Source organism: Rhodococcus sp. W8901, from assembly GCF_013348805.1.
GTDB lineage: Bacteria > Actinomycetota > Actinomycetes > Mycobacteriales > Mycobacteriaceae > Prescottella.
Genome location: NZ_CP054690.1, coordinates 1,645,037 through 1,661,586, shown reverse-complemented (window position 1 = coordinate 1,661,586; position 16,550 = coordinate 1,645,037). Strand labels below are relative to the sequence as shown.

Genomic DNA, 16,550 nt, shown 5'->3' with positions numbered 1-16,550 from the left:
CCATGAGCAACTCTGATGTCGCCGAACTCGGCTACGAGGCGGCCCGGGACGAACTGGTCGTCGTCGTGAAGACCCTCGAGCTGGGTGGCCTCGACCTGGACGAATCGCTGGCGCTGTGGGAGCGCGGCGAGGCGCTGGCGAAGCGCTGCGAGGAGCATCTCGCCGGTGCCCGCAAGCGGGTCGAGGACGCGCTCGCCCACTCCGACAACGCGGCAGACGCGACCGACGACGACTAGCCGACAGCGGTGTCTGCCGCGAGCCGCGGTCCTAGCGCTGCAACGGCTCGACGCCGCTGATCGCGGTCGCGAGCTGTGTGAAGTCTTCCGCCGGGGCCGGCCCGGTGACAAGCACGCGGGCGTCTCCGAAGTCGGAGATCCAGATCGCCTCGGAGTCACCGTCGTCGAACACGTCCCACGTGCGGCCGCCGATCTGCTCGGTGCCGGTCTGGATGCGCGGCTCCCCGGCGATGAACGGGACCAGTGCCTCGACGGTGGCATCACTCTGGGTCAGCTGGATGTAGCGGCCGACCTCGGTGATGAACCCGATGTTGCTCGAGTCGCCGCCACCGTCACCGGAGACGATGCTCCGGCTGCCCGAGTTCGGGGTCCAGCCCTCGGGGATCTCCGGCTGCCGGATCGGGAACCCGAGCTCGCGGGAGTCGTACTTGAACGCGGCGTCGGCGTCGAAGCTGGGGATCGGACCCGGCTTGGGGCCACCCGGGCTGAACGAGCACTGGCTCGCGATTGCCGCGATCAGCAGACACGCCAGGACGAGCGGGATGAGCGACCACGCCATGTCGTGGCCGTTCTGCAGAATGCGGGGCTTCTTCTCTGGCACGGTGTCCAGTATTCCTGTTCCGCCGTCGAGGTGGCCCAGCAGCCCACTCATCGTGGGGGTTCTGAAAGAATCATCTCGAGATTCGTCCACCGAATCGACGGCACGGCCGCACTGCGGTCGGCCGTCCCATCGTGTCGGCCACCACATCGCGCCGACCGTGACTGCAGCAGGAGGCACTGCCCATGACGGCCAGCACCCCATCGAGTCGCCGCGAGGCCCCCGACCGCAACCTCGCACTCGAGTTGGTGCGCGTCACCGAGGCGGGCGCCCTGGCAGCCGGCCGGTGGGTCGGACGTGGCGACAAGGAGGGTGGCGACGGCGCCGCCGTCGACGCGATGCGTGAACTCGTCTCCTCCGTCTCGATGAACGGCGTCGTCGTCATCGGTGAGGGCGAGAAGGACGAAGCGCCGATGCTGTACAACGGCGAGCACGTCGGCAACGGTGACGGCCCGGACTGCGACTTCGCGGTCGACCCGGTCGACGGCACGACGCTGATGTCGAAGGGCATGCCGAACGCGATCTCCGTGCTCGCGGTCGCCGAGCGCGGCGCGATGTTCGACCCGTCCGCCGTGTTCTACATGGAGAAGATCGCGGTCGGCCCCGAGGCCGCCGACGTCATCGACATCAGCGATCCGATCGCCGAGAACATCAAGCGCGTCGCCAAGATCAAGAAGGCGTCGGTCTCCGACGTCACGGTGTGCATCCTGGATCGTCCGCGCCACGCCGAGCTGATCCAGTCGGTCCGCGACACCGGTGCGCGCATCCGCCTGATCTCCGACGGCGATGTCGCCGGCGCCATCGCCGCGGCCCGCCCCGAGTCCGGCACGGACATGCTCGTCGGCATCGGCGGCACCCCGGAGGGCATCATCGCCGCGGCCGCAATGCGGTGCATGGGCGGTGTCCTGCAGGGCAAGCTGGCCCCGAAGGACGACGAGGAGCGTCAGAAGGCGATCGACGCCGGCCACGACCTGGACCGCGTGCTCGTCACCGAGGACCTCGTCTCCGGCGAGAACGTCTTCTTCTGCGCGACCGGTGTCACCGACGGTGATCTGCTGCGCGGCGTCCGCTACTACGGCGGCGGCGCGTCGACCCAGTCGATCGTCATGCGCTCGAAGTCGGGCACGGTCCGCATGATCGACGCCTACCACCGCCTCGAGAAGCTGAGCGAGTACTCGGCCATCGATTTCCAGGGTGTCGACGGAGCCATCCCGCCGTCGTTCTGACGGGTTCTCCTGCAATACACCAGCTGAAGGGTCCCTTCGTGCGCTGCGAGCGCACGAAGGGACCCTTCGGCCGTTGTGGCGGTGGCAAGCTGGGTCCATGACCGACAGCACCGATCCCCAGTTCCGCATCGAGCACGACACGATGGGCGAGGTCCGCGTCCCGGTCGACGCGCTGTGGCGCGCGCAGACGCAGCGGGCCGTCGAGAACTTCCCGATCTCCGGCCGCGGCCTCGAACGCGCACAGATCCGCGCGATGGGTCTCCTCAAGGCCGCCTGCGCACAGGTCAACAAGGATCTCGGGCTACTCGAACCGCAGAAGGCGGACGCGATCATCGCCGCTGCCGCCGAGATCGCCGACGGTCGCCATGACGACCAGTTCCCGATCGACGTGTTCCAGACCGGCTCGGGCACCAGCTCCAACATGAACGCCAACGAGGTCATCGCGAGCCTCGCCGCGAACGCCGGCGTGACCGTGCACCCCAACGACGACGTCAACATGTCGCAGTCGTCCAACGACACCTTCCCCACCGCCACGCACGTCGCCGCCACCGAGGCCGCCGTCAAGGACCTCGTGCCCGCGCTGGATCACCTGCGGCTCGCCCTGTTCGACAAGGCCACCCAGTGGAAGACGGTGGTCAAGTCCGGCCGTACGCATCTGATGGACGCCGTCCCGGTCACCCTGGGTCAGGAGTTCGGTGGCTATGCCCACCAGATCGAGGCAGGAATCGAGCGAGTGCTCGCGACGCTCCCCCGCCTGGGTGAACTGCCCATCGGCGGCACCGCCGTCGGCACCGGGCTCAATGCGCCCGACAGGTTCGGCCCGCTCGTCGTCGCCGAACTCGTCCGCAGCACCGGGCTGGACGCCCTGACCCCGGCCCGCAACAGTTTCGAGGCGCAGGCCGCCCGCGACGGCCTGGTCGAGGCGTCCGGCGCGCTGCGCACCGTCGCGGTGTCCCTGACGAAGATCGCCAACGACATCCGCTGGATGGGGTCGGGGCCGCTCACCGGTCTCGGCGAGATCCGGCTGCCCGACCTGCAGCCCGGCAGTTCGATCATGCCCGGCAAGGTCAATCCCGTTCTGCCCGAGGCGGTCACACAGGTCGCGGCCCAGGTCGTCGGCAACGACGCCACCGTCGCGTGGGGCGGCGCCGCGGGCGCGTTCGAGCTCAACGTCTACATCCCGGTGATGGCCCGCAACCTGCTCGAGTCGTTCCGGCTGCTGGCCAACGTCTCCCGGCTGTTCGCCGACCGCTGCATCGTCGGATTGGAGGCGAACGAGGAGCACCTGCGCACTCTCGCGGAGTCGTCGCCGTCGATCGTCACCCCACTCAACTCGGCGATCGGCTACGAGGAGGCGGCCGCGGTCGCCAAGCAGGCGCTCGGGGAGAAGAAGACCATCCGCCAGACGGTGATCGACCGCGGACTGATCGGCGACGGGCTGACGGAGGCCGAACTGGATCGGCGGCTCGATGTACTCGCCATGACGAAGGTGGAGCCCACCGAGTAGACCGAGGCCCGCGGATTCCCCCGCGGTGCACGGCGCACCGGCCTACCATCCGACTGGAGAGAAGGGCCCACCATGCGCGTATTCCGTCGCGGTGCACTCGCGGTCGCGGTCGTGTCGGTGCTGGCGACCGCATGCAGTTCCGCTCCGAACGAGAATACGGCGGCGCCTCCGCTGTCCGAGGCCTCGGTGGCCGACGCCGTCGCGCAGCCTCGAGCGACGACGACTGCTGCCGCTCGAACCGTTCCGGGATTCCTACGCCTACACCAACTTCGGACTCACAGCGGCCGTGGGTCACATGAAGGTCGACGGCAAGTACGCCGCGCAGGCGGTGCGCGAGCCCGACGCCCAGTCCCCGGCCGGCGGCGTCAGCTCGTCGGTCACCGATCTCACCGCGTGGCTGAAGATGCTGCTGGCCGACGGGCAGGTCGACGGGAGGCAACTGATTCCCGCCGAGGCGCTGCTGCCGGCGATCTCCCCGCAGAGCGTCTCGTCGCCGCCCACCGGCCCGGACGCGCGCGCCGGCTTCTACGGGTTCGGGTTCAACGTCGGCACGAGCCCCGCCGGACGGGTCACGCTCAGCCACTCCGGGGCCTTCTCGCTGGGCGCCGCCACGAACTTCGTCGCGATCCCCTCCGCCGACGTCGAGATCGCCGCCCTCACCAACGCGGCGCCGGTCGGCGTACCGGAGACTCTCACCGCCGAATTCGCGGATCTGGTGCAGTTCGGCGAGATCCGGGAGGACTGGACGGCGCTGTACAAGGAGAAGTTCTCCGAGTTCGACGCCCCGGAAGGATCGATCTCCAAGGCCACCTTCACCGGGAACACCGTCGTGCTCGAGTCCTTCGACACCGACCACCTCGGCACCTTCACCAGGAGTGCACCATGAACACGACATCGGACGCCGACCGCCGCGACGCTGCCGTCCGAGTGGTCGAGGACTTCTTCTCGGCACTCGCCGACATGGACGTGGACCGCGCCGTCGCACACCTCACGGACGACATCGTCTGGCAGAACCGGACACTGCCGACGCTGCGCGGCCTGCCCGCGGTGACCCGGGCGCTCGCGTTCGCGAATCGCCCGGCGTGCCGATTCGACGCCGTGATGCACCACGTCGCGAGCGACGGCGACACCGTGCTCAGCGACCGCACCGACACGCTCTACATCGGGCCGCTGCGGTCCACGTTCTGGGTGTGCGGAACGTTCGAGATGCGCGACGGCCGGATCGCGCTCTGGCGGGACCGCTTCAGCTGGGGCAACCTCGCCGTCGGCACCGTGACGGCGACGGCCCGCTCCCTCCTTCGGCGGTAGCGGTCCGAAGTGCAGCCCTCCCGCGAACGGCACCTGCTCGACCGCCGAGTTCCGGCGTAGTGCATGCAGATTCGGACAACCCCTGAATCCTGAACATCTTCGGCCAAATTTCCGATTAACGCTCGAAGTCGGCAATCGCGTCGATATCCTCCGCCGGGCGCGGCTTCACGCGCCGATTCCAACCGTCCGAAGGAGTGTTCGTTGGCAAGGATTGCTCGACTTCTCACCGGCGCAGTCGCGTCGGCAGCGGTACTGACGGCCCTGACCGGGGTCGCGTCAGCCCAGACCGGCAGCCTCGGGTCTGTCGGGACCGACAGTCTCGGGAACATCGGGACCGGCAGTCTCCGCTCCCTCGGGACTGGCAGCGACGGACCTTCCGAGGTGAACCTGGACGAGGCATTCCCGGGGATGCGGATCAACTTCGACGGCCAGGAGGGGTACTTGGGCAGCGACCTCGGCGACGGCAGGAAGGGGACATCGGGAGTTTGCACGCTCGGGGTCGTCGGCACCGATTCCGCGGGACGCAACGTCGGCATCACCGCAGGGCACTGCAACCCCGGCACCGCGCTCTGGGACCTCAATCCCAAGCACCCGGGCGCGACCCGCGGCGTCGAGAACCTCGAGAACAACCATCCGGTGTTCAACACCCGCACCGCGAACGGCGCAGAACCGATCGGCTGGATCCGCTGGGTGGACGACAACACCTGCGATACCGATCCGATCGACGTCTTTCCGAACGGCGCGAAGTGTGTCCTGAAGGACCCCGTCACCGGCGCGGAGACTCCCGCAGTGGACCACACCGATCCCGACAGCACGACCGACTACATGGTCATCGAGTTCGCGCCGCGCATGCGGTTGACCAGTCAGGTCAAGGACAAAAACGGCCATGAGGTGATGAGCACGACCGGGGACACCAAGTTCAAGATCGACTCGATCTTCCGGGATGCCAGTGGCGCGGTCGCCGTGCCGACGAACCCACAGTACGTGGAGAACTTCGGGTCGTCCTCGGACCGCCGCACCATCGAAGAACGATTCACGGGGTGGGCAGACGATCTTCTGTTCCAGGCCAGCGCCCCTAGTTCCGGCGTAGTCGGCGCAGCCATGGACGGCGGACTGTTCCGCTCGGGCGCGGCATTCGTTCCCGGCGATTCGGGCGGCCCGGTGGCTCTGCGCGGGACGGGACAGTGGGTCGGCATCATCACGGCCGCCGACGGGACCGTGCTGATGCCGTGGGTGAACACGTCGGCGAAGAACATCCTCGCGGATCTCAACCCCCGCGGCGTCGTCGGAAGCGGATTCACGCCGAGCACCAGCTGACACCAGACCTAGTAGGCTCGCAGTCCGTGCGGTACCGGCGATGCGTGCTGCCAGACCCCACACAGGAAGCCGACGGCGATGACCGAACAGCACCAGAACACCTCCCCCGCATTCCAGGCCGGACTCGACGTCCGCACCGAGGTGATGGGCGCCGACTTCGTCGAACGGGCCTTCGAGCGCACCCGCGGCACGGACTCGGAGGACATCCAGGAATTCATCACCGAACACGTGTGGGGTTCGGTGTGGACGCGGCCGGGCCTGGACCGCCGCAGCCGCAGCCTGATCAACCTCGGCATGCTCATCGCGCTGCGCGCCGAGAACGAACTGCGCGGCCACGTGCGCGGCGCGCTGCGGAACGGGCTGACCCGCAACGAGATCGTCGAGGCCGTCATCCACGCGAGCGCCTACTGCGGCGCCCCCGCCGGACTGGCCGCGATGCGCGTCGTGCAGGAGGTCCTCGAGGCCGAACTGGGGCCGCTCAGCGAGGACTGACGGACCGGCCCGCCTTCGCCGCAATATCCAGGGCCGCAAGGTAACCGAACACCAGTGCGGGGCCGATGGTGGCGCCCGGTCCGGCGTACGTGTGCCCCATCACCGGCGCACTGGTGTTACCGGCCGCGTACAGCCCGACGATCACCGAGCCGTCCTCACGCAGGGCCCGTCCCGCGACGTCGGTGACGATGCCACCCTTGGTACCCAGGTCGCCGGGCACCATCTGCGCGGCATAGAACGGCGCCTTGGTGAGCTCACCGAGACTGGGATTGGGCTTGTTGGTGATGTCGCCGTAGTAGTGCTCGTACTTGCTCTCGCCGCGGTGGAAGTCCTCGTCGACGCCGGTGCGGGCGAAGCCGTTGAACTGTCGGACCGTCGCGGCGAGCGTGCCGGCCGGGATCCCGATCTTCTCGGCCAGCGCCTCGACGGTGGACGCCTTGACGATCGCCCCGCTCTCGAGCCACTTGCGCGGCAGCGGACTGCGCGCGGTCACCCCGGCGAACAGGTAGCGGTCGCGGTAGGTCTGGTCGAAGATCAGCCAGCAGGGCAGGTTCTCGCCCGGACCGTCACCCTGACCGAACTCGCCTCCGTACATGCGGTGCGTCGCCTCGACGTAGGGCAGTGACTCGTTCATGAAGCGCTCGCCGCGGTCGTTGACCATGATGCTGCGCGGCAGCGACCGCTCCGCAAGCGCGAACCACGGTCCCCGCGGCAGCGGAATGGACGGGGCCCACCATGCGTCGTCCATGAAATCGATTGCGGCGCCGACCTTCAGACCCGCATTGATGCCGTCGCCGGTGTTGGACGGGGCGCCGATGGTCCAGTCCGCACCGATCGGCGCCCGCTGATACTTCTTGCGCATCTCGTCGTTGGCGTCGAATCCGCCGCAGGCCAGCACGACACCGTGCTCGGCGCGCAGCGTGGATGTCCGACCGCCGGACTCGACCACCACACCGGTGACCTTCCCGTCCTCGACGACCAGGTCGACCAGTCCGGTGTTCAGGCGCAACGGAATTCCGGCCTCACGCACCCCCAGCAGCAACTCGGCCATCAGTGCGCCGCCCATGCCGATGAGCTTCTGCCGGCGCGCCTTGGCCACGAAGGTTCGCATGCCCACCCGGACCATCCGAACCGGCCCGCGCCAGTGCCGCAGTCCGGTGCTGAGCCACCGGTAATCCGACTGCTTCACTACGACGTTCAGCGGAGCCTTGCTGTACGTCGGGTGCAGGGTGCCGAGGTCGGACCCCAGCTTGGCGGCATCGAACGGCTTCGGCTCGCAGGACCGCCCGGTCGACAGGCCGCCCGGCGCCTCCGGGTAGTAGTCCGAATAGTTCTTCACCCACTCGAGATTCAGCGCCGAGTGGTCGATGAGGAACTGCAGGGCTTCGGGGCCACGGTCGATGTAGGTGTCGATCCGGGCCGGATCCACTCCGGGCCCGATGATGCTGTGCAGGTAGGTGCGGGCGGCCGCGACGTCGTCGGCGGGCGCCTCCCGCTTCAGCACGGAGTTGCCGGGGATCCACACGCCGCCGCCCGAACGCGACGTCGAGCCGCCCCAGTACTCGGACTTCTCGACGATGACGACCTTCAGGCCCTGTGCGGCGGCCGTGATCGCAGCGGACATACCGGCCCCGCCGGCACCCACCACGACCACGTCGAACTGTTCGTCCCGTTCCGTCTGCGCTGCCATGACCGCTCCTGATCCGAGTGTGAAATAGAGTGCCCCAAAATCTAGAACACGTTTCACTATTGATCAACGATTTGGCGCAGAAACCTAGCCTGAACTGGCCTTATCCCTTCGGCGATCCGGACTCACGGACTGATATTGACTACCACTCCGGCCCGGGCGCCGTGGCCGAATGTCACACACGTTCAATCCAGCTGAACGTGTGTGACATTCGGCCGGTCGGGGTCAGGCGGTGGGACCGAACTCCTCGAGCATCTCCGTCACCAGGGCCGCGATGGGCGAACGCTCACTGCGGGTGAGGGTGACGTGCGCGAACAGCGGGTGTCCCTTGAGCTTCTCGATGACCGCCGCGACGCCGTCGTGTCGGCCGACGCGCAGGTTGTCACGCTGGGCGACGTCGTGGGTAAGCACCACTCGCGAACCGCTGCCGAGCCGGGACAGCACGGTGAGCAGGACGTTGCGTTCGAGCGACTGCGCCTCGTCGACGATCACGAACGAATCGTGCAGCGAGCGGCCACGAATGTGCGTGAGCGGCAACACTTCCAGCATGCCACGGCTGAGCACCTCTTCCATCACCTCGGGGCTCGCGAGGCCGTCGAGGGTATCGAAGACGGCCTGCGCCCACGGCCCCATCTTCTCGCTCTCGCTGCCGGGCAGGTAGCCGAGTTCCTGGCCGCCGACCGCGTACAGCGGCCGGAACACGACGACCTTGCGGTGGCTGCGCCGTTCGAGCACCGCCTCGAGCCCCGCCGTCAGCGCCAGCGCGGACTTGCCGGTGCCGGCCTTGCCGCCGAGCGAAACGATGCCGACGCTCTCGTCGAGCAGCAGATCGAGTGCGACGCGTTGCTCCGCGGAGCGGCCGTGGAGGCCGAACGCCTCCCGCTCGCCCCGCACCAGTTGCACCCGCTTGTCCGCGGTGACCCGCCCCAGCGCGCTCGACCGTTCGCCCAGCAGTCGGATACCCGTGTGGCACGGCAACTCCCGGGCCTCGTCCAGATCGACGATCCCCTCGGAGAACAGCTGATCGATGACGCCGGACTCGACATCCAACTCGGTCATCCCGGTCCAACCGGACGGGACGACGTCGTGCGCGCGGAACTCGTCGGCGGGCAGACCTACGGCGCCGGCCTTCACACGCAGCGGGATGTCCTTGCTGACCAGCACCACGTCCCGGCCCTCGGCGGCGAGGTTGAGGGCACAGGCGAGGATCCTGGAATCGTTACTGTCCGTGCGGAATCCGACAGGAAGTACCGACGGATCGGTGTGGTTGAGCTCCACCTGAAGGGTGCCGTTCTCGGAGCCGATGGGCACCGGACGGTCGAGCCGACCGAACTCGAGACGAAGGTCGTCGAGCATCCGCAGTGCTTCGCGGGCGAACCATCCCAGCTCGTGATGGTGACGCTTGTCCTCGAGTTCGCTGATCACGACCAGCGGTAGGACCACCTCGTGTTCGGCGAATCTACTGACAGCCCACGGGTCCGAGAGCAGGACCGAGGTGTCGAGGACGTAGGTGCGGACGGAGCTGATTGCGGTCACGTGAGGCTCCTCGTTGTCTGCGTGGCACCCGCGCAAACGTGTTCGCTGGACCGGTCCGAACCTGAGTGTCAATCGACACGAGGGCCGGGCGCCGGCCCTCTCGCACTGACTGCATCAGCCACGATCAGGACCTCCCGTACAGTCAGCTACCCCTGCTGCCTGTTATCCGGGACGCTACGCCTGTCCAGGAGGAGCGCGACGCTCGCGCGCGGCGTGTCGAGTGAACGCCGCGTTAAGACTCGCCATGACGCCGAAACGGCCCGCACCCGAGGAGGGTGCGGGCCGTTCTGCGATCCGAGGGATCAGGCCTTGGGCAGCAGGCCCCAGTTCTCGAGGCCGTCGTACAGCGGGAAGTCCTGCGCCAGCTTGGAGACGCGGGCGCGCAGGGCCGGGACATCGGCGTCGGCGCCATTGGCGAGCGCGGTCGCGATGATGTCGGCGACCTCGGTGAACTCCGCATCACCGAAGCCACGGGTGGCCAGCGCCGGGGTACCGATCCGCAGGCCCGACGGGTTCATCGGCGGACGCGGATCGAACGGCACCGCGTTGCGGTTGACGGTGATACCGATCTCGTGGAGCAGATCCTCACCCTGCTGGCCGTCGAGCTGCGAGTGCCGCAGGTCGACCAGGACCAGGTGCACGTCGGTGCCACCGGTGAGGACCGAGATGCCGTTGCCGGCGACGTCGGCGCCACCGAGACGCTCGGCGAGGATCTTCGAACCGGCCAGGGTGCGCTCCTGACGCGCCTTGAACTCGTCGGTGCCGGCGATCTTCATCGCGACGGCCTTCGCGGCGATCGCGTGCATCAGCGGTCCGCCCTGCTGGCCCGGGAACACCGCCGAGTTGAGCTTCTTCGCCCACTCCTTCTTCGCCAGGATCATGCCCGAACGGGGCCCACCGAGGGTCTTGTGGACGGTGGTGGAGACGACGTCGGCGTGCGGGACGGGCGACGGGTGCAGACCCGCGGCGACCAGACCGGCGAAGTGCGCCATGTCGACCCACAGCTTGGCGCCGATCTCGTCGGCGATCGACCGGAACGCCGCGAAGTCCAGGTGACGCGGGTACGCGGACCAGCCGGCGATGAGTACCTGAGGACGCTCGGCGAGCGCGGTCTCGCGGACCTGGTCCATGTCGACGACGTGGGTGTCCTCACGGACGCCGTACGACGCGACCTCGTACAGCTTGCCGGAGAAGTTCAGCTTCATGCCGTGGGTGAGGTGACCGCCGTGGGCCAGGTCCATGCCCATCAGCTTCTCGCCCGGGTTCATCAACGCCATCAGCACGGCGGCGTTGGCCTGCGCACCGGCGTGCGGCTGCACGTTCGCGAACTCGGCACCGAAGACGTCCTTGGCGCGGTTGCGGGCCAGGTCCTCGACCACGTCGACGAACTCGCAGCCGCCGTAGTAGCGGCGTCCCGGGTAGCCCTCGGCGTACTTGTTGGTGAGCACGCTGCCCTGGGCCTCGAGCACCGCGCGGGGAACGAAGTTCTCCGACGCGATCATCTCGAGAGTGTCACGCTGACGCGACAACTCACCCGCCATCGCGGTGGCGACCTCGGGGTCCAGTTCGGCGAGGGACGCGGTGTTCACGTCGGTGGCAGGCACAGCAGTCATCAGCGAATCTCCAGGCTGGATTGCGGAAGTATCGCTACCAGTCTAAGGACGACCTCGGCCGAGCATCGAGGCGGCTCCGTCAGCGCTCACGACGTCGTCGCGCAGCGCACCCGGAGTGTCGTCGCGCAGCGCACCCGGAGTGTCGTCGCGCAGCGCACCCGGAGTGAGGGGTTCGTCGAGCAGTCGGCGGAACCGCTCGGACCGTTCGGGACCGACCGGAGCCTGCGCCAGCCAGCCGCCGAGCAGGCGATATCCCTCGACATATGTGCTGATGTACGCGCGCCACAGCGGCGACGACAGGAACCGCAGGCTCTGCCGTGCCCGCTCGGGACTCGACAGCGTCCACCGCTGCAGGAACGCCGCGACGTCGTCGGCACTCGCCCCACGATCGTGGAGCAGCAGCGCGGCGTCCTGTCGCACCGACAGCAGCCCGCTCGACGCGTCCGCGAGTTCTTCCGCCCGCTCGCCGTCGAACCGCAGACCCAGGTCGGCGTAGATCTCCTGCGCCCACGTCCCCCATCCCGCCCCCACGATCGACTCCAGCGCCAGGTCCGCCAGGCCCTCGGCCATCAGGCACTGCGGGGTGTTGACGACGAACAGGGTCTGCTCGAGCTGGCCCGCCCCGACCAGCCCGGCCTCCTTGCGGCAGTGCTCGGTGTGGTGACCGGGATAGGACTCGTGGGCGATGAGGCGCGGCAGGTTCGACATGTGCTGGTCGAGATCGGAGTTGATCGCGACCGTGGAGCGGTAGCCGCCGAGGTAGTAGTTGAACCCGGACCACGGCTTGTCGCCGACCACCTCGTAGTCGACCTGCTCGTGCTCGGGCAGCGCATACTCGGCGCGGACGCGGTCGCGCAGCGCGCTGTTGAACGCCTCGACGCAGTCCTGCAACCGATCCGGCGGGATCCGATCGGCCGCGCGGTTCGCCTCCATGCGTTCGGCGAGGGTGCCCGGACCGGGCAGGACGGCATCCATCCGGCGGTGCGCGTCGCGATAGCGCTCCTCGTCGCCGGGCGCGATCCGCACGTCGAAGTACGCGGCGACCTCGTCGACGAAGCCGATGTCGTCGGCGGCGAACTTGCGCGCCGAGCACTCCAGCGCTGTCAGGTGCGCGTCGAGGAACCTCGTTCGCTCGTCGGTCAGTCCCGCGGAAGGCAGTTCGGCCCGCAGCGCGCGTGCACTACCGACGAGTGTGCGCGGGTCCGGCCGCGGCTCGTTGTCCACCTGACGGCGCAACGCCGGATCACCTGTGTAGGCGTCGACGAAACCCTCCTCCAGGCGGTCGAAACGCAGACCCAGCAGGAGGTATTCACGCACCAGTGTGTCGAGCTCCATGGCGGCTGACACTAGTCGTTTTCGCTGCGAAGTGGACCCGGCGCATCGGCGGTGTGTGGCTGCGAGCACAATCTGCCTCATGCACCTGCCTCCCCCCAGCACGCGCATGCACCGATCGCAGTCGAAGCCGCTCTCTCGAGAGATGCACCGATGGCACGGGTGAGCGAGTCCAGCCCCTACGTCGAGTTCGACCGCAAGCAGTGGCGCAAGCTGCGTAAGTCGACGCCGCTCGTGCTCACCGAGGAAGAGCTCGTCGGGCTCCGCGGTCTCGGTGAACAGATCGACCTCGACGAGGTCGCCGAGGTCTACCTCCCGCTCGCTCGTCTGATCCACCTGCAGGTCGCCGCGAGGCAGCGTCTGTTCGCCGCCACCGCAACCTTCCTCGGCGAGAAGCACCCCGACCGTCAGGTGCCGTTCGTCATCGGTGTCGCCGGCAGCGTCGCGGTCGGCAAGTCGACCACCGCCCGCGTCCTGCAGGCACTACTCGCCCGCTGGGAACATCACCCGCGGGTCGACCTCGTCACCACCGACGGGTTCCTCTACCCCACCGCCGAACTCACCCGCCGCGGCATCATGCACCGCAAGGGTTTCCCCGAGAGCTACGACCGCCGCAAGCTGTTGCGGTTCGTCACCGAGGTCAAGTCCGGCGCGGAAGAAGTTGCCGCCCCGGTCTATTCACACACCTCGTACGACGTCATCCCGGGCCAGTACCACCTCATCCGCCAGCCCGACATCCTCATCATCGAGGGCCTCAACGTGCTGCAGACCGGTCCCCGGCTGATGGTCTCGGATCTGTTCGACTTCTCGATCTACGTCGATGCCCGCATCGAGGACATCGAGGCCTGGTACATCAAACGTTTTCTGGCGCTGCGCAAGACGTCGTTCGCCGACCCCAACGCGCACTTCCACCACTACGCGGCGCTGTCCGACGAGCACGCGACCCTGGCGGCCGAGGACATCTGGAACTCGATCAACCGGCCCAACCTGGTCGAGAACATCCTCCCGACACGTCCGCGTGCCACGCTGGTGCTCCGCAAGGACGCCGATCACACCATCAACCGCCTGCGCCTGCGCAAGCTCTGAGGGTCCGGGTGTCCTTTGCGTCCCCCGTGCGGCGCAAAGGACACCCGAGGTCACAGCGCCGCGTACGCCTGGGCGACGTATTCCTCGGTGCGCGGCGCACCGAGGAGTTGCGGCGTCATCTTGTTCATCACGTACGCGAAGGTCATCCGACGGTCCAGATCGTTGACGACGATCGATCCGCCGTAACCCGTCCACCAGCACACCCGCCCGTCGGGGATCGAGGGATGGATCGCGGGAGCGGGCAGCGCGTACCCGAGCCCGAACCGCAGCGCGGCCCCGAGCACCTGGTCGACGCCGTCGGCCTGGACGTCGAAGACCCGCTCGACGGTCTCGGGTCGCAAGACCTCCACGCCGGAGACGGCCCGCCCGCCGTGCGAGACGACCGACTGGACACGGGCCACCGACCGGGCGTTGCCGTGACCGTTGACGCCGCCGATCTGAGCGCCACGCCACTGTCTGCTCGACGTCTCCGGGATCGGAATCGCCGGATTGGTCATCGTCTTGACGAAGACACTGTCGGCCGGCAGTGCGCCGTAGTCGAATCCGGTGGGCGGCGGCGCAATCAGGGGCGCGACCCGTGCATCCACGTCGGCGGGTGTGCCGATCAGGTAGTCGGCACCGCAGACCTCCGCGATCTCGGTTGCGAAGAACTCGCCGAGACTGCGCCCGGCGATCCGGCGGACCAGTCCGCCGACGAGGTGCCCGTAGTTGGTCGCGTGGTAACCCGACGCGGACCCGGGCTCCCACCACGGCGCCTGCTCGGCGAGCAGGTTCTCGGCAAGGACGTCGTCGCAGATGTCGGCGATCGTCACCGGCTGCTGCCAACCGCTCACTCCCGAGGTGTGCCCGAGGACGTGTCGCACCAGGACACCGTCCTTGCCGTTCGCGGCGAACTCCGGCCAGTACCGGGCGACCGGTGCGTCGAGGTCAAGCAGGCCGCGGTCGACGAGCAGCAGGGCCGCAAGCGTGGTCATGGTCTTCGTCAGCGAGTACGTGTTGACGACAGTGTCCTTGACCCAGGGGGCGTCGGTATCGACGTCGGCGACGCCACCCCACAGATCCACGACGATCTCGCCGTCACGCACCACGCATACCGACGCGCCCGCATCGGTACCGTCGTCGAGATTGCGCTGCAACAGCTCTCGCAGCCCGGCGTAGCTAGGATCCGCGAACCCCTCGACGGGCGTCACCGCGCCCCCACCGGCACACTCTGCGCCCGCTTCTCCCCGGCAACCATCTCCTTCTTGAGATCCCGGACATAGCGCGCGAAGTCCACCTGAATGGTGTGGCGGGGCGTCTCGTAGTACTGCGCCAGGCTCGCGGCGTCGTCGACCCCGATGATCCGGCGCATCTCGTCGACGGACGGCGGCGCATAGCTGCCGTCGAGCACACCGGCGACGAGCTTGCTCTGCTGCTCGGCGAGATTGACGATCGTGGGCGACGCCTGCGCTAGACCCATGAAGAACAGGTTGTCGACGCCGGGCTGCATGATCCGTTTGAACAGCGGGAACCGGTGCTGCGCATCGGGTTGCAGCGACGGGTCGTCGAAGAACGGGAAGCTCATGTTGTACCCGGTGGCACACACGATCACGTCGGCGGGAATCCTGCGGCCGTCGACCAGGCGGACGTGGTCGCCGTCGAGCGACTCGATCGCCGGAACACATGTCAGGTCACCGGATCCGGCCTTCGCGAGGAAGTCGATGCTCACCGACGGGTGCGCACCGAGGGGCTCGTGATCGGGCTCGGGCAGGCCGTAGTCCTGCATCCGTCCCAGCGACTTCTTGATCTTGCGCCGGGCAATCTTCAGGCCCAGCTTCTTCGGCATCCACGGCGGCATCATCATCTTGTCGGCCGGCTTGCCCTCGCGGTACTTCGTGAGGACCCACACTCCGCGGCGCGCGGAGACCCAGACGTGCTTGCCAATAGACCGGTGCGAGAGTTCGGAGGCGATGTCGAGGGCCGAGTTGCCCATCCCGACCACGACGATGTTCTTGCCGCGCATGTCGATCGGGTCGAACGCATTGAGGTAGTCGTGGCTGTGGATGATCCGGCCGTCGAACTTGCCGGGATACTCCGGCATCCGCGGATCCCAGTGGTGACCGTTCGCGACGACGAGCGCGTCGTAGTTGCGGGTCTCGCCGGTATCCAGCGTGACCGCCCAGGTCCCGTCCGCGTTGCGAACGGCCTTCTCGACCATCGTGTTGAACGTGATGGTCTCGCGCAGACCGAACTTGTCGATGTAGTCACGGAAGTAGCCGTGCATCAGCGAGTGGTGCGGAAAGTGCGGCCAATCCGCCGGCACCGGGAAGTCCTCGAACTGCAACCGCGTCGACGAGGTGTCGATGTGCAGGCTCTCGTAGCACGACGACATGCCCGTCGGATTCTTGTAGTACCAGTTGCCGCCGACGTCGTCGGAGGCCTCGAAGCAGTCGTAGGGAATGCCGTGATCCTTGAGGCGCTTCGCGGTGGTGAATCCCGAGCAGCCGGCACCGATGATGCACACCTTGGGCAGTTGGGGCATGGACGTTCCTCTCCCGCGCTTGATCTGATCTCAAACCTGACAGAACGTGATCTGCGTCATAGAACCGGATTCACTGACACACTGTCAAGCG

At 67.8% G+C, this 16,550-nt stretch carries 14 protein-coding genes and 1 pseudogene; 8 read left to right on the top strand and 7 right to left on the bottom strand.

The genetic code is table 11. The features are described 5' to 3' along the window. The first annotated feature begins 2 nt into the window (after window positions 1-2). Entirely contained in the window at window positions 3-236 is a 234-nt protein-coding gene (locus tag HUN07_RS07960; RefSeq protein ID WP_114718329.1) for an exodeoxyribonuclease VII small subunit, read from the top strand. Window positions 237-267: 31 nt separating this feature from the next. Here the strand turns inward: HUN07_RS07960 and HUN07_RS07955 are convergent, their stop codons facing one another. After that, window positions 268-888 (bottom strand): DUF4245 domain-containing protein, encoded by a 621-nt coding sequence (locus tag HUN07_RS07955; RefSeq protein ID WP_429516519.1) that lies wholly within the window; start codon window positions 886-888, stop codon window positions 268-270. A gap of 131 nt (window positions 889-1,019) precedes the next feature. Between HUN07_RS07955 and glpX the strand changes: the two genes are divergently transcribed. The 6 genes and pseudogenes from glpX (at window position 1,020) to HUN07_RS07925 (ending at window position 6,684) form a co-directional block, all read left to right on the top strand. Next, window positions 1,020-2,060, top strand: a complete 1,041-nt coding sequence (gene glpX, locus HUN07_RS07950) for a class II fructose-bisphosphatase (RefSeq protein ID WP_114718328.1) — start codon at window positions 1,020-1,022, stop codon at window positions 2,058-2,060. A gap of 97 nt (window positions 2,061-2,157) precedes the next feature. After that, window positions 2,158-3,567, top strand: a complete 1,410-nt coding sequence (locus HUN07_RS07945; RefSeq protein ID WP_174908966.1) for a class II fumarate hydratase — start codon at window positions 2,158-2,160, stop codon at window positions 3,565-3,567. A gap of 208 nt (window positions 3,568-3,775) precedes the next feature. Then, window positions 3,776-4,453: pseudogene (locus HUN07_RS07940) on the top strand (serine hydrolase); the annotation flags it as partial. Then, the gene (locus tag HUN07_RS07935; protein WP_114718325.1) at window positions 4,450-4,875 is read left to right on the top strand and encodes a limonene-1,2-epoxide hydrolase family protein; all 426 of its coding nucleotides are present in this window, start codon (window positions 4,450-4,452) and stop codon (window positions 4,873-4,875) included. The pseudogene HUN07_RS07940 and the gene HUN07_RS07935, both read left to right, overlap by 4 nt. A gap of 201 nt (window positions 4,876-5,076) precedes the next feature. Next, window positions 5,077-6,192: a hypothetical protein gene (locus HUN07_RS26885; protein ID WP_174908964.1), complete on the top strand. Its 1,116-nt coding sequence runs from the start codon at window positions 5,077-5,079 to the stop codon at window positions 6,190-6,192. Window positions 6,193-6,270: 78 nt separating this feature from the next. Then, window positions 6,271-6,684: a carboxymuconolactone decarboxylase family protein gene (locus HUN07_RS07925; RefSeq protein WP_114718323.1), complete on the top strand. Its 414-nt coding sequence runs from the start codon at window positions 6,271-6,273 to the stop codon at window positions 6,682-6,684. Here HUN07_RS07925 and kstD read toward each other — a convergent pair. The 4 genes from kstD to HUN07_RS07905 all read right to left on the bottom strand — a co-directional run bounded on the left by kstD (window position 6,671) and on the right by HUN07_RS07905 (window position 12,855). After that, window positions 6,671-8,374 (bottom strand): 3-oxosteroid 1-dehydrogenase, encoded by a 1,704-nt coding sequence (gene kstD, locus HUN07_RS07920; RefSeq protein ID WP_174908962.1) that lies wholly within the window; start codon window positions 8,372-8,374, stop codon window positions 6,671-6,673. The genes HUN07_RS07925 and kstD overlap by 14 nt on opposite strands. 222 nt (window positions 8,375-8,596) lie before the next feature. Continuing rightward, a complete protein-coding gene (locus HUN07_RS07915) occupies window positions 8,597-9,907 on the bottom strand; it encodes a PhoH family protein (protein WP_114718321.1) in 1,311 nt (436 codons plus the stop codon). Window positions 9,908-10,209: 302 nt separating this feature from the next. Further along, window positions 10,210-11,520 (bottom strand): serine hydroxymethyltransferase, encoded by a 1,311-nt coding sequence (gene glyA / locus HUN07_RS07910; protein ID WP_114718320.1) that lies wholly within the window; start codon window positions 11,518-11,520, stop codon window positions 10,210-10,212. 42 nt (window positions 11,521-11,562) lie between these two features. Next, the gene (locus tag HUN07_RS07905) at window positions 11,563-12,855 is read right to left on the bottom strand and encodes a DUF885 domain-containing protein (RefSeq protein WP_174908960.1); all 1,293 of its coding nucleotides are present in this window, start codon (window positions 12,853-12,855) and stop codon (window positions 11,563-11,565) included. Window positions 12,856-13,005: 150 nt separating this feature from the next. On the opposite strand from HUN07_RS07905, the gene coaA reads away from it, so the two are divergent. Then, entirely contained in the window at window positions 13,006-13,938 is a 933-nt protein-coding gene (gene coaA / locus HUN07_RS07900) for a type I pantothenate kinase (protein WP_114718318.1), read from the top strand. A gap of 50 nt (window positions 13,939-13,988) precedes the next feature. Here the strand turns inward: coaA and HUN07_RS07895 are convergent, their stop codons facing one another. Both HUN07_RS07895 and HUN07_RS07890 read right to left on the bottom strand, forming a co-directional pair. Beyond that, window positions 13,989-15,128, bottom strand: coding sequence for a serine hydrolase domain-containing protein (locus HUN07_RS07895; RefSeq protein ID WP_174908958.1), 1,140 nt, complete (start codon window positions 15,126-15,128; stop codon window positions 13,989-13,991). Beyond that, complete coding sequence (locus HUN07_RS07890) at window positions 15,125-16,459, bottom strand: flavin-containing monooxygenase (RefSeq protein ID WP_174908956.1); 1,335 nt, start codon at window positions 16,457-16,459, stop codon at window positions 15,125-15,127. Before HUN07_RS07890 ends, HUN07_RS07895 begins: the two co-directional genes overlap by 4 nt. Window positions 16,460-16,550: the final 91 nt, after the last annotated feature.